The organism is Pseudomonas sp. EB271-G4-1, from assembly GCF_058791355.1.
Window position 1 is genome coordinate 26,018 of record NZ_JBYTEO010000060.1, and the last position, 14,183, is coordinate 40,200.

At 59.8% G+C, this 14,183-nt stretch carries 11 protein-coding genes; 1 reads left to right on the top strand and 10 read right to left on the bottom strand.

Annotated elements, in window-relative coordinates; translation table 11 throughout:
• The first annotated feature begins 12 nt into the window (after positions 1–12).
• Positions 13–5,289 (top strand): NEL-type E3 ubiquitin ligase domain-containing protein, encoded by a 5,277-nt coding sequence (locus AC3WWR_RS24620; RefSeq protein WP_492599149.1) that lies wholly within the window; start codon positions 13–15, stop codon positions 5,287–5,289.
• 47 nt (positions 5,290–5,336) lie between these two features.
• Here the strand turns inward: AC3WWR_RS24620 and ureC are convergent, their stop codons facing one another.
• The 10 genes from ureC to urtB form a co-directional block, all read right to left on the bottom strand.
• Complete coding sequence (gene ureC / locus AC3WWR_RS24625) at positions 5,337–7,037, bottom strand: urease subunit alpha (RefSeq protein ID WP_033041280.1); 1,701 nt, start codon at positions 7,035–7,037, stop codon at positions 5,337–5,339.
• Positions 7,038–7,168: 131 nt separating this feature from the next.
• Entirely contained in the window at positions 7,169–7,477 is a 309-nt protein-coding gene (locus AC3WWR_RS24630) for an urease subunit beta (protein ID WP_083350072.1), read from the bottom strand.
• The gene (locus AC3WWR_RS24635; protein ID WP_168757152.1) at positions 7,477–8,010 is read right to left on the bottom strand and encodes a GNAT family N-acetyltransferase; all 534 of its coding nucleotides are present in this window, start codon (positions 8,008–8,010) and stop codon (positions 7,477–7,479) included. Before AC3WWR_RS24635 ends, AC3WWR_RS24630 begins: the two co-directional genes overlap by 1 nt.
• Before the next feature lie 6 nt (positions 8,011–8,016).
• Positions 8,017–8,550 (bottom strand): GNAT family N-acetyltransferase, encoded by a 534-nt coding sequence (locus AC3WWR_RS24640; RefSeq protein ID WP_020797587.1) that lies wholly within the window; start codon positions 8,548–8,550, stop codon positions 8,017–8,019.
• 9 nt (positions 8,551–8,559) lie between these two features.
• A complete protein-coding gene (gene ureA / locus AC3WWR_RS24645) occupies positions 8,560–8,862 on the bottom strand; it encodes an urease subunit gamma (protein ID WP_007937143.1) in 303 nt (100 codons plus the stop codon).
• Between the two features lie 49 nt (positions 8,863–8,911).
• Complete coding sequence (locus tag AC3WWR_RS24650) at positions 8,912–9,751, bottom strand: urease accessory protein UreD (RefSeq protein ID WP_168757154.1); 840 nt, start codon at positions 9,749–9,751, stop codon at positions 8,912–8,914.
• A gap of 30 nt (positions 9,752–9,781) precedes the next feature.
• Positions 9,782–10,480 carry an urea ABC transporter ATP-binding subunit UrtE gene (urtE, locus tag AC3WWR_RS24655; RefSeq protein ID WP_110753270.1) on the bottom strand — a complete coding sequence of 233 codons (699 nt, stop codon included), beginning with the start codon at positions 10,478–10,480 and terminating at the stop codon, positions 9,782–9,784.
• Positions 10,481–10,636: 156 nt separating this feature from the next.
• Positions 10,637–11,509: an urea ABC transporter ATP-binding protein UrtD gene (gene urtD, locus AC3WWR_RS24660; protein WP_492599150.1), complete on the bottom strand. Its 873-nt coding sequence runs from the start codon at positions 11,507–11,509 to the stop codon at positions 10,637–10,639.
• Positions 11,506–12,585, bottom strand: a complete 1,080-nt coding sequence (gene urtC, locus AC3WWR_RS24665) for an urea ABC transporter permease subunit UrtC (RefSeq protein WP_492599151.1) — start codon at positions 12,583–12,585, stop codon at positions 11,506–11,508. Before urtC ends, urtD begins: the two co-directional genes overlap by 4 nt.
• The gene (gene urtB, locus AC3WWR_RS24670) at positions 12,585–14,087 is read right to left on the bottom strand and encodes an urea ABC transporter permease subunit UrtB (RefSeq protein WP_020797582.1); all 1,503 of its coding nucleotides are present in this window, start codon (positions 14,085–14,087) and stop codon (positions 12,585–12,587) included. Before urtB ends, urtC begins: the two co-directional genes overlap by 1 nt.
• Positions 14,088–14,183: the final 96 nt, after the last annotated feature.

The window sequence follows — 14,183 nt, forward strand, 5'->3', positions numbered from 1 at the left end:
GGAAATGCAAAAATGACTGTGGTAGCGGTAGAAGCCATATCGAATTCTTTTACGAAAGTTGAGGGTTCAATCGATAGCAATCATTCGGTTTATTTCGCGGAAAATATTCCAGGCCTGATTAAAAGCGCTCCCGTTTCGAGGCTGGAATCGATAACTGAGTTAAAGCCTAATTTTCCGGATTGGTATATCCAGGCTCGACCCATTGATCGTCAATATTTACAAGAACTCATCAAGGAGCGCTGTCGTTTACAAGATACTGTCTCTGACAGGGTCGATAACGTGCAAACGGACATCAACGCTTTTGCGAAACCGCTACTTGTCCAGGCCATCAAGGATGAATTCAACTTCGAGCTGGACGTCGCCACGACCTCATTGCGGCTGTACGTTCCCGCCACATTGGGGTTTGGCATCGATACCCAGGCCAGTCGGATCCGGCATTCATCACTGCTGGAAGCCGCGCTGCATAACTTCGAGGAATCCGAAGCGGTGGCCGGTGCGTTTCGCGACGGATCAGGTGTTTTTGTCAAGGACGCTGAAGGAGAGCTGCAGCGTCATGAATTAACGGTCGAAAAATTTGCCGCGTTATGTCGCAAGCTCGATATCGGCAAACAGTATCAGCTACACATAAAGTCTCTTCTGGAACCCGCTGACGTTACTGCGCGCTCAAGACTTGAGCGGGGTTTCATGGCCCATGAGAGGGCTACCTTCAGTGAGACCATGCTCATTGCGTTGTTAAAAAGCGACCTGGATTCCTATGCCTACGGCAAGTTGGGAGAAGTGCGCGATGGCCAGGAAAACATCCTGTATAGAAACCGTCCTTTAAAGGCACACCGACTCTCACTGTTAGGCACGCGGTTGACAGGCATCGTGCTGTTTAGTGCGATGAGCGACCCCTTGGCAATAAAAGAAGCAATTGACCAACTGCTGCCCGAACAGCTGCAACACCTGGTGGAGTGGTCCCGCCACCTCGCGGTTTTGCCGGGGCAGGAATTTGATCTGTTCAAGATTCTTCAGGCCTTTTTTGCCAATGGCCCGACGGGTGTGGTCGAGGAAATGGTTCGCCGCAACGATATCCATGAACAAAGTCGGCTGGACGGGACCCTGATCGCCTACATCCCCGACGATCCGGATCACCCCCTCAAGCAATACGCATCGTTCACCGACTTCATGAAGGAGCTGACGAGCCAGTTGCGCTCTGCGCACTACCAACAATTCTTCAGCCGGTTCGTGCCTCACAAGGACAAGGGGCGCTTCTTTGCACGCATCAACGAGCGCTTTACCACGTTCAAGTGGACACCGCGTGGGCCTCTGGACATGGGCCCGTGGTGGCGCGAGACCGCTGTCGAGAATCCTGATGCCGAACCGATCACCAACGTGATCGAGGGCGATTTCTGGCAGCGATCCTGTCTCTGGCGCAGCGACAAGGCGATTGCCGATGCGCGACAGATCGCCGTGCCCACTGGCGATGAAGACGCTGCTGCGCGCTGGAAACGCCTGACCAGTTACCTGGACATTGGCTGGAACGTTTTCAACTTCGGCGCCATGTTGGTTCCGGGGTTAGGGGAAGCCGTGCTGGCGGTGATGGTTGGCCAAATGATGCTTGAGACCCTGGAGGGCATCGAAGACTGGACCAAAGGCGACAAGGAAGAGGCCTCGTCTCATTTGACCGGGGTACTGATCAATTTCGCCCAACTGGCGCTGATGGGGGCCGGTCACGTGCTACCAGGCGGCAAGCCGGTGGCGGTCAAGGCGTCTCCTTTTCTCGACCAGCTGAAACAGATCGAGCTGCCCGATGGCACAACCCGTCTGTGGAATCCTGATCTGGGACCCTATGACCACAAAGTGACGTTGTCCATGGATTCGAAAGCCAGCGCACGGGGCCTCCATCGACATAATGACCAGGACATCCTGCCGTTGGGAGGCAAGCATTTTGAGGTAAAGGAAAATCCGCAGACCGGCCAGCCACGACTCAAGCATCCGGCCCGGACGACGGCCTATGAGCCAAGGATGGAGCATAACGGTGCGGGTGCCTGGCACACCGAGCTCGACCGTCCCATCGAGTGGGACAAGGCCCGCCTGATGCGGCGCCTGGGCCCTCGGGCCGATGCGTTCTCCGATGAAACACTGGAGCAGATCCGAATCGCCAGCGGCGTCAAGGAAGATGTGCTGCGTAAGCTGCAAGTGGATACACAGCCGCCACCAGCGTTACTGGCCGACACCTTCAGGCGCTTCAAGGCTTATGCCGATGTGGGCAAACTGGTGGATCAGATTCGGCTCAATCAGGTGGCGCAGGAGTGGGCGGATCACTTGCCTCCCTTGATGACGGAGTTGCGGCGATGGCCCGAGTCCAAGGCCATCGAGCTTTTCCGCGGGCCGCAGTTATGGGGCGACTCCATCGTGCACGGCAATCAGAGCGCCTTGGCTGCAAACCGGGTGAAGGTGACCTTTGCTGAACTGAAAGCCGGCAAGTTATCCGAGCGCGTGGTGGACAGCTTCGACGAACAGGAAATCCAGCAGATGCTCGGCCGCAGTATCGGCAGTGACAGACAGGTGCGAATCGACGCTTTGCAGGAGCGCCTGGCCATCCGTGCAGAGCAGCAGAAAAAGCGCCTCTTCAAGTCATTCTATAAAAATGCAGAAGTTGAAGCGGAGGCTAACGTGGCCTTGCTACAGGACGCGTTCCAGGAGCTGCCGACCAGCGTCGCCAGGGAGCTGCTGGCGGGCGCCACGCCAGAAGAGCTGTCGGTAATGGCCGAACGCAAGCGCGTACCTTTGCGTCTCAAGCAGCAGGCCCGGGCGGCGTTGCTGGAGGTGCGGCTGAACCGCGCTTATGAGGGGCTTTTTCTCGATGAGCTGCACAGCCCGGATACTGAGAGACTGCTTCTGCAATCGCTTGAATCGCTACCAGGCTGGTCAGAAGACGTGCGCATCGAAGTGCGCAACGATGCCCTGGCAGGCACGCTGGAGGACAGCATCGGAGCGGCTGACGCCGCCATCCGCAAGGTGCTGGTCAAGAACGAGGACGGCTTGTATGAGGCGCGCGATGAAGACGACCATGAGCTCCATGGCCCCGATAATCTTTTTGCCGCTGTCCTGCATGCCTTGCCCGATGCAGAGCGCGATGCGCTGGGCTACCAGATCAATCAATGGCGAACGCTCAGGCAATCCGTTCAGCGATTCCCGCTGAGCCACGACAGGTTCAGGGCGATCCTGGCGGACAATCCTTTGCGCAAACCGAAGTTCGATCCCGCAACCATGAAGCTGCGGGGCGGCATGGAAGGTTTTTCCCAACAGTTTCGTCGGGTCACCGGGCAACTGACCGCGCAGGAGCGCATCCAGTCGCTTCGCCCCGGCTGGGGCGAAGGCGATATTCAAACATTTCTCGAACACAGCGACAGCGGGAGCACGCCCGAGGAACGGGTGGTGGCCCTCGAAGCCGAGTTCAACCAACTCAACCGCAGCTTTCGGCGCTGGCTGGATTCGCCACTCGACTCGTTCAGCCTGAGTGCGGAAGGCGTTGCACAATGGCAGTCGCGTAATAGTGTGTACAGGGCCGTCAGAAACTGCTGGCAACGCAGCGGTCCCCGCGACCTCGATGTCCATGGAAACCCGCGAGGTTGGGTCCTTGACCTCAGCAACATCCCCATGGGGCGGCACTTGGAAACAATGCCCAAGCTTGAAGCCAATTTCGAGCATGTCACCGAGCTGAAGTTGCCTGATACCGAAATGACTGATGCCAATGCTGCGTTTCTCGAGCATTTCCCGAGGCTGCGAGCCCTGAACATGAACAACAATGCGCTGACCCGGCTGCCAACCGCGATCGGCCGGATGCGCACTCTGACCGAGCTGTACCTGGGCAACAATCAGATCGAATTGACTGTGGAGACCGCAGACGAGTTGAGCAACCTCATCCTGCTCGAATCCGTGGATCTGCGACGCAATCCTCTGGGCCAGGTGCCAAACATCGGCCGCATGCGCATGTTGCACACATTGATTCTGGCGAACACCGGGATCAATACCTGGCCCGCTGGCCTGTTTTCAATACTCCGTTTACGGCACTTCTATCTGAGCCTGCAGGACAATGTCATCACCCTTGTGCCTCAGGTGTTACCCGGTTCCATGGAAGCGGAGTTGCTGGCCAGAACGATACTTAACCGTGAGCCGCAGTGGATATCGCAAGCAAACCTGAATCAGCTCAGAGAATACATTCACTCCGTGGGTCTGGACCCTGATCGGCCTTACCCGCCCCGTGGCGTGCGCGACTCCCTTCAATGGGAGGAAGGCTTGAGGCGAGCGCAATGGGTTGAGTTACAACCCATATGGAATGAGGTGGAAGACGAGATCGGTTCACTGCCGTTTTTCGATAACCTAAGACTGCTCACCCAATCCAGCCACTTTATAAATGACCGCGCCTTCAGGGTGGATTTGACTGCCAAAGTCTGGCGAATGCTGGAGGCCATGGAACAGAACAGCGAACTGCGCAACGAGATTTTCAAATTGGCACGTGAACCGGTCAACTGTGTCGATGCCGGGGCATCGCTGTTCAATGCCATGGGCCTTGAAGTACTGATTCACGAAGCCTACGAATTGGCTAACCCGAGCCTGGTCGAAGCCGAACTGGTGTCGCTGGCCAAGGGTAAATCCCGTCTGGATGAGTTGAGTCGGATCGCCCATAAAAAAATTGCCCGGCGACTGGAGAATGGTGAGGCGTTAAGACGGATCAATGCGCAAGGGGATGTCACGGGGACTATCGATGAAGTCGAGACTCACCTGGCGTATATGACGGACCTCGCCAAGAAGCTGGATTTGCCGTGGCAATCGCGAGACTTACAGTTCAGGGCGGATTCGGGTGTTACCACGCAGATGATCGACGAGGCCTATAAACGTGTGCTGGCGTTGGAAGAGGGCGATCTGCTACGCGATTCGATCAGCGAGCAGCCTTTCTGGGAGTCTTACATTCAGGGCTCCCATCGCGGTGAGTTCAAGGCGATCAGGCGTCGGCTCGATGCGACGACAGAGTTTTACATGGCGCTGGACAGACGGGCGACCGAGTCACTTTCCGTGGAAGAAAAGGCGCAGTTGAAGGAAGAGATCAGGGTGCTCGCCGCGGAGCTTGGCAAACCCGAAAGCGAGTTCGCCCCCGGTCGCGTCATGACCGCCCAAGCGTATGAAACCGACATGAATCTGCTCAATGCCCGCAAACAGACGTTGCTCAAGACATTGACCCAGCAGGCCATGGACCGGGCAAAACTGCAGCGGGTGGAAATCCCCTTCACCGTGCAGCCCTGATTGTCAGCCCGGCACGAAGACTGACGATCTTCGTGCCGGCGTGCCGGTCAGAAGAGAAAATAACGCTGGGCCATCGGCAGCACATCCGCCGGTTCACACCAAAGCAAGACACCGTCAGCCTTGACCTGATACGTCTGCGGGTCGACCTCGATGTCGGGCAGATAGTCGTTGTGGATCAGGTCGGTTTTCTGCACCTCGCGGCAACCTTTGACCACAGCGATTTTTTTCTTCAAGCCCAAGGCTTCAGGAAGACCGGCTTCATGGGCCGCCTGGCTGATAAACGTCAGGCTGGTAGCATGCAGCGAACCTCCGTAGCTGGCGAACATCGGGCGGTAATGCACCGGTTGTGGCGTTGGTATTGACGCGTTGGCATCGCCCATCAGGCTGGCCGCGATGGCGCCACCCTTGAGGATCAACGTTGGTTTGACCCCGAAGAACGCGGGTCGCCAAAGCACCAGGTCGGCCCATTTGCCCACTTCGATCGAGCCCACTTCATGGCTGATGCCATGGGTGATTGCGGGGTTGATGGTGTACTTGGCGATGTAGCGTTTGGCGCGGAAATTGTCGTTGCCTTCACCGTCCTGGGGCAGCGGGCCGCGCTGCTTTTTCATCTTGTCGGCGGTTTGCCAGGTGCGCGTGATCACCTCGCCGACGCGGCCCATGGCCTGGCTGTCGGAGCTGATCATCGAGAATGCGCCGAGATCGTGAAGGATGTCCTCGGCAGCGATGGTTTCGCGGCGGATTCGGCTTTCGGCGAAGGCTACGTCTTCGGCAATGCTTGGGTCCAGATGGTGGCAGACCATCAACATGTCGAGGTGTTCGTCGATGGTGTTTCGGGTGAACGGTCGGGTCGGGTTGGTCGAACTCGGCAACACGTTGGCGGAGCCGCAGGCCTTGATGATGTCCGGGGCATGACCGCCACCCGCACCCTCGGTGTGGTAGGTGTGGATGGTGCGGCCCTTAAAGGCGGCCAGGGTGGTTTCGACGAAGCCCGATTCGTTGAGGGTGTCGGTGTGAATGGCCACTTGTACGTCGTACTGGTCGGCGACGGTGAGGCAGTTGTCGATGCTCGCCGGGGTGGTGCCCCAGTCTTCGTGGAGCTTGAGGCCAATGGCGCCGGCCTTGACCTGTTCGATCAACGGCTCGGGCAGGCTGGCGTTGCCCTTGCCGGTCAAGCCGATGTTCATCGGGAAGGCGTCGGCGGCCTGGAGCATGCGCGCCAGGTGCCATGGCCCGGAAGTGCAGGTCGTGGCATTGGTGCCGGTGGCCGGCCCGGTGCCGCCGCCGATCATGGTGGTGACACCGCTCATCAGCGCTTCTTCTATCTGCTGCGGGCAGATGAAGTGGATGTGGGTGTCGATGCCGCCAGCGGTAAGGATCATGCCTTCACCGGCAATGACTTCGGTGCTGGCACCGATGGCGATAGTCACGTTGGGTTGCACGTCCGGGTTGCCGGCCTTGCCGATGGCTGCAATGCGACCGTCCTTGAGGCCGACATCGGCCTTGACGATGCCCCAGTGGTCGATGATCAGCGCATTGGTGATCAGGGTGTCGACGACCTCGGCGGCGAGCAGCTGGCTCTGGCCTTGACCATCGCGGATCACTTTGCCGCCACCGAATTTCACCTCTTCGCCGTAAGTGGTGAAGTCCTTTTCCACTTCGATCCACAGCTCGGTGTCGGCCAGGCGAACCTTGTCGCCGACAGTGGGGCCGTACATGTCGGCGTAGGCTTGACGGGAAATTTTCATCACAGTTCCTTGCACAAATTCATCGTTCCCACGCTCTGCGTGGGAATGCCGCCATGGACGCGCTGCGTCCGCCGTTATGTGACGCGGAGCGTCACGGGATGCATTCCCACGGGGACCGTGGGAACGAGCAGTCAGTCGAGGTTCCCCATGATCCGTCCGGCAAAGCCGAACACCCGGCGGTGCCCGGCCAGGTCGACAAGCTCGACCTCGCGGCTCTGCCCCGGTTCGAAACGCACGGCGGTGCCGGCGGGGATGTTCAGGCGCATGCCGCGACTGGCGGCGCGGTCGAAGGTCAGGGCATCGTTGGTTTCGAAAAAATGGTAGTGCGAACCGACCTGGATCGGCCGGTCGCCGCTGTTGGCCACCTTCAAACTGATTGTGCGGCGGCCAACGTTGAGTTCGATATCGCCGGGCTGGATCTGATATTGACCGGGAATCATCAATGGGCTCCCTGGAGAATCTTGTAGTAGAGGGCGGTGGGTTTGTAGCAGCCGCTCGGGTCGCAGGCGTAGTCGGGGATTTCACCGGCGCGGGTGTAGCCCAATGCCTTGTAGAAGTCTTCAGCCGGGGAACCAGCCTCGGTATCGAGGTAGAGCATGCCGCGTTTGTGTTGCAGGGCAGCCTGTTCCACAGCCGTCATCAATTGCTGGCCCAGGCCTCGACGACGCGCATGCTCGCGCACCAGCAATTTCTGCACCTCGGCGCGGTTCAGGCCATTGGCCTTCTGGCATAGGGTCAACTGTACGCTGGCCTGCACTTGTTCGTCCTTGACCACTACCCACAACAACACGTTGCCCTTGTTCAGGTTCTCCTGAACTTCATCGAAATACGCGCGGGCCTGCGTAGCATCGAGGTTGGCCATGAAGCCGACGCTGGCGCCATATCCGACGGCGTCGAGCAGCAGGTCAATCAATCCCTGGCGATAGTGCGCAAAGCTTTCAACGTTGACGCGTCGCAGTTGAGCGGGGTTCATCGGGTATCACTCCTTGCTGGCGGCCGGAGGCTGCGCGCCAGGATTGAGGGTCAGTTGCATGAAGGTCAGGTCCAGCCAGCGACCGAACTTGGTGCCTACCTGAGGCATCTGCCCGGTGGTCACGAATCCGATGCGCTCATGCAGGCGAATCGAGGCGGCGTTGCCGCTTTCGATGGCCGCGACCATCACGTGTTTGCCGCAGGCCCTGGCGCGCTCGACCAGGGCATCCATCAGTTGCGGCCCAAGGCCGTTGCCGCGCTGGTCACTACGCACGTAGACCGAATGCTCGACGGTATGTCGGAAACCATCGAACGGTCGCCAGTCACCAAACGAAGCGTAGCCCAACACGTTGTTCTCGCTGTCGACGATCACCAGGATCGGATACCCCTGGGATTGCCGGGCGCTGAACCAGGCCTGGCGGTTGCCGAGGTCGACCGCCTGTTCGTTCCAGATCGCCGTGGTGTTGAGCACGGCATCGTTGTAGATATCACGGATTGCCGGCAGGTCGGCATGCACGGCATCGCGAATCGTGTAGGTCATGGCGAAGCCTCAGGCGATCGGTTGATGGACGGTGACCAGTTTGGTGCCGTCGGGAAAGGTCGCTTCGACCTGGATCTCCGGGATCATTTCCGGGATGCCTTCCATCACTTGTTCGCGGCTGAGCAGGGTGGTGCCGTAGTGCATCAGCTCGGCCACGGTCTGGCCGTCGCGGGCGCCTTCGAGCAACGCGGCGGAGATGTAGGCCATGGCTTCCGGGTAGTTGAGTTTCACACCGCGGGCCAAACGCCGCTCGGCGACGAGGCCGGCGGTGAAGATCAGCAGCTTGTCTTTTTCACGTGGGGTCAGGTCCATCGTAGACATCCAGTTTCGGCAGTTAAAAAGGTTTTTGCAGGAGCGCTGTTCAGGTGCTCCATATTCTCGGTGGCACGGCTTCGCGGCCAAGCAACGCAGGCCTGAGCAACCGCCATAATTCAATCAACCAGCCGCGCGCCAACAGCGCCTCGCTGGCCAGGCAGCGGGCTACGAGCAACCCTGGCAACTGAGTCAAATCCCCGCGCACGTCATTGGGCAGCGAACGGCACTGCTCCAGCAATTGGCTATCAATCTCGCCAGTCACCAGTAACGTGGCGAAGACCGGTTGCCCGTCCAAGCCAATCGGCGAATCGAGCAACCCGTCACCGCCAACGATGCGCTGGCGTTCATGCCAGAGCAACTCGCCGTCGCGGCGGATATCCAGTTGTGCCTGGAAATGACCGAGATCGAAGCGCTCACCACTGGCCGGGCGACCCAGCGCCACCACGTCCCAGTAGAACAGCCGGGCATCGCCTTGCAGATCAATGGATGTGCTGAGCTCGGCGCGGGCATCGCTGAAGATGATCGTCTCTTGCGGCAGCCACTCCAGTGTCGCCCCTTGGGCCACTTTCAGGTCGAGTTTCTGATACGCCGGCGCTGCTGCGCGATACCACTTGGCGGCGCCGGGACTGGTGATCTGTGCCCACGCCGCGTGGCCGACGCTGGCACTGATGTCCAGCCGGTCTCCACCGGCAATCCCGCCCGGCGGATGCACAATGATGTGCTGGCACACCTCGGGGCCTTCTGCATACAGGTGCTTCTGCACGCGCAGCGGGCCTTTGTGCCGTCTATGGACCGGACGCGTGTTGTCGCCGAATCGGGCATAGCCCAGCTCCAGCTCGGCATGCCAGCTCGGGGTAAACAGGGCAGCAGGAAGAGGTAAATTCATATTTTCTGATTATCGTCGAGACGCCACAGATTAGATCGTAACCAGGCCGCGTACACCCTCGGCTTCCATGTTTTCTCCACGGCCCTGCTGCACGATCTCGCCACGGGACATCACCAGGTAGTGATCGGCCAATTCGGCCGCGAAATCGTAGAACTGCTCTACCAGCAGAATCGCCATGTCGCCGCGCGCCGCGAGTTTCTTGATCACAGCGCCAATCTCCTTGATCACCGACGGCTGGATGCCTTCAGTGGGTTCGTCGAGGATCAGCAGCCGCGGACGGCTGGCCAGGGCTCTCCCGATTGCAAGCTGCTGCTGTTGGCCACCGGACAAATCACCGCCGCGTCGTTGCTTCATTTGCAGCAACACCGGAAACAGCTCGTAGATGAACGCCGGGACCTCCTTCGCCTCGGAGCCTGGGAATCGCGACAAACCCATCAGCAGGTTTTCCTCCACGGTCAGGCGGCCGAAGATTTCCCGGCCCTGCGGTACGTAGGCGATGCCGGCATGCACCCGCTGGTGCGGCTTGAACGTGGTGATCGGCTTACCCTCCCAATTGACCGCGCCTTCCTTGGCCGGCAACAACCCCATCAGGCATTTGAGCAGGGTAGTCTTGCCCACGCCGTTACGGCCGAGCAGGCAGGTGACTTCACCGACCTTCACGTCAAACGTCAGGCCGCGCAGGATGTGGCTACCGCCGTAGTACTGGTGCAGCTTGTCGACTTGCAGCATGTTCGAATTCTCCCGGTGATCGTTCCCACGCTCTGCGTGGGAATGCATACCGTGACGCTTCGCGTCACCCTAGCGCAGGAATTGAGCCCTGCATTGTCAGTGGGACGCGGAGCGTCCCGGGCGGCATTCCCACGCGGAGCGTGGGAACGATCAGGTCTAGCGACCGAGGTAGACCTCAATTACCCGCTCATTGTCCTGCACCTGCTCCAGCGACCCTTCGGCCAGCACGCTGCCCTGGTGCAACACGGTGACGTGGTCGGCGATCGAGCCGACGAAGCCCATGTCGTGTTCCACCACCATCAGCGAATGCTTGCCGGCCAGGGTCTTGAAGAGTTCGGCGGTGAATTCGGTTTCGGCGTCGGTCATGCCGGCCACCGGCTCGTCGAGCAGCAGCAATTGCGGGTCTTGCATCAACAACATGCCGATTTCCAGGAACTGCTTCTGGCCGTGGGACAGCAAACCGGCGGGGCGATTGACCGACGCGGTCAGGCGAATGGTGTCGAGCACCTCGGCGATACGGTCTTTCTGCTCACCGCTCAAGCGCGCCCGCAGGCTGACCCACACCGATTTATCGGTTTTCTGCGCCAGCTCCAGGTTCTCGAACACACTCAAGGCTTCGAACACGGTCGGTTTCTGGAACTTTCGGCCGATGCCGGCCTGGGCAATCTGCACTTCACTCATTTGCGTCAGGTCCAGGGTTTCGCCGAACCAGGCCTTGCCGTGGGTGGGGCGGGTCTTGCCGGTGATCACGTCCATGAGCGTGGTCTTGCCTGCGCCGTTGGGGCCGATGATGCAGCGCAACTCGCCGACCCCGATGTACAGGTTCAAGTTGTTCAACGCCTTGAAGCCATCGAAGCTTACGCTGATGTCTTCCAGGGTCAGGATGGTGCCGTGGCGGGTGTTCAGGCCTTTTCCGGCACGTTGGCCGAGGCCAATGGCATCACGGCTGCTGCCCGCGTCCCTGTTGGGTTCCAAGGGCGGAAAAAACGCCGGTTCGAGCATGAACTCAGCCGTTGCAGTGACTCTCATTGTTCACCTCTTTTCTTCAGCAAACCGATCACGCCATTGGGCAGATACAGGGTGACGATGATGAACAGCGCGCCAAGGAAAAACAGCCAGTATTCCGGGAAGGCCACGGTGAACCAGCTCTTCATGCCATTGACCACGCCCGCGCCCAGCAAGGGGCCGATCAAGGTGCCGCGACCGCCGAGGGCTACCCAGACCGCCGCTTCGATCGAGTTGGTCGGCGACATTTCACTCGGGTTGATGATGCCCACCTGCGGCACGTACAACGCACCGGCGAGGCCGCACAACACCGCGCTCAACACCCATACGAACAACTTGAACCCACGTGGGTCGTAGCCGCAGAACATCAAGCGATTTTCCGCGTCGCGCAGTGCGGTCAGCACTCGGCCAAACTTGCTCTGCGCCAGGCGCCAACCGATGTACAGGCTCGCCACCAGCAACAGCACCGTGGCGAAAAACAGCACCGCACGGGTGCCAGGTTCCGTGATGCCAAAGCCAAGAATGGTGCGGAAGTTGGTGAAGCCGTTGTTGCCGCCAAAACCGGTTTCGTTGCGGAAAAACAGGAGCATGCCGGCGAAGGTCAGGGCCTGGGTCATGATCGAGAAATACACGCCCTTGATTCGCGAGCGAAAGGCGAAGAAACCGAACACCAACGCCAGCAATCCCGGGGCCAACACCACCAGGCACATGGCCCAGAGGAAGCTTTCGGTGCCGGTCCAGTACCAGGGCAATTCGGACCACGACAGGAACGTCATGAAGGCCGGCAAGCCATCGCCCGAGGCCTGGCGCATCAGGTACATGCCCATGGCGTAACCGCCAAGGGCGAAGAACAGGCCATGGCCGAGGGACAACAGGCCGGCATAACCCCAGACCAGATCGAGTGCGAGGGCGACGATGGCGTAGCAAAGAATCTTGCCAACCAACGTCAGTGTGTAGGCCGAGACATGGAAGACGCTGTCCGGCGACAACAACGACAGCAATGGCAACGCCAGCAGTAAAACAAGGATTACCGCACCGACGGCAATCGTGACTCTGGGACCGGCCTTTTGGCTGGCAGTGAGCATCAGGGGCTGGTTCATCAGTCGATCACCCGTCCTTTCAGTGCGAAGAGGCCTTGCGGACGTTTCTGGATGAACAGAATGATCAGCGCGAGGATGAGGATCTTGCCGAGCACGGCACCGATTTGCGGTTCAAGAATCTTGTTGGCGATCCCCAGGCCGAACGCGGCCAACACGCTGCCTGCCAGTTGCCCGACACCGCCGAGCACCACCACCAGGAACGAGTCGATGATGTAGCTTTGGCCGAGGTCCGGGCCGACGTTGCCGATCTGGCTCAGCGCCACGCCGCCGAGTCCGGCAATGCCCGAGCCGAGGCCGAAGGCGAGCATGTCCACGCGCCCGGTGGGCACACCGCAGCAGGCCGCCATGTTGCGATTCTGGGTGACCGCACGCACGTTCAAACCCAGGCGCGTCTTGTTCAGCAGCAGCCAGGTGAGTACCACCACAAACAACGCGAACGCGATGATCACGATTCGGTTGTACGGCAGCACAAGATTGGGCAGCACTTGAATCCCGCCGGATAACCACGCCGGGTTGGCCACCTCGACGTTTTGCGCGCCGAACACCAGGCGCACCAACTGGATCAGCATCAGGCTGATGCCCCAGGTGGCGAGCAGGGTTTCCAGCGGGCGGCCGTAGAGGTGGCGAATGACCGTGCGCTCCAGCGCCATGCCGATGGCGGCGGTGACGAAGAACGCCACCGGCAGCGCGATCAGCGGATAGAACTCGATGGCCTGCGGTGCGTAACGTTGGAACATCAACTGCACGACGTAGGTCGAGTAGGCGCCAAGCATCAGCATTTCGCCGTGGGCCATATTGATCACACCCAGCAGGCCGAAGGTGATCGCCAGGCCGAGCGCGGCGAGCAACAGGATCGAGCCCAGGGACATGCCGCTGAACGCCTGGCCCAGCAGTTCGCCAATCAGCAGTTTGCGCTTGACCTGGGCGAGGCTGGTTTCAGCAGCGGTGCGCACGTTGGCATCGGTTTCGACGCCGGACTCAAGCAATCCTTCGAGGCGGGTGCGGGCCAATGGGTCGCCGGTTTCGCCGAGCAGTCTTACGGCCGCGAGGCGCACCGTCGGGTCGGTGTCCACCAGTTGCAGGTTGGCCAGCGCCAGGCTAAGTGCGGCGTGAACGCCTTCATCTTTTTCGCCAACGAGTTGCTGGTCGAGGAATTTCAGCTGCGCGGGTTTGGCGCTTTTCTGCAATTGCTGTGCGGCAACCAGACGAGTTTTGGCATCGGCGGCGAGCAATTGATGGCTGGCAAGGGCGGTGTCGATCAGACCCCGCAGGCGGTTATTCAGACGCAATGTTTTCGGTTGACCATCGATGGTCAACACCCCTTGTTGCAGGGCGTGGATCAACTCGATACGCACCGGATCGGGCTGCGCGGCCCAGGCTTCCAGCAGTTTTGCCTGTTGCATGGGGTTGGCGACGACGAAGTCTTCGGCATCGCCCGCGAAAGTGGCCATCGGCAACAGAAGTGCGATGGCGAGGATGAAGCGGTAAAGGGCAGTGGGCATATCGTTAGCCTTACTCGGTCAATGTGGGAGCGAGCCTGCTCGCGAAAGCGGTCTGACATTCACCATCAATGTCGACTGTCAGGGCCTCTTCGCGAG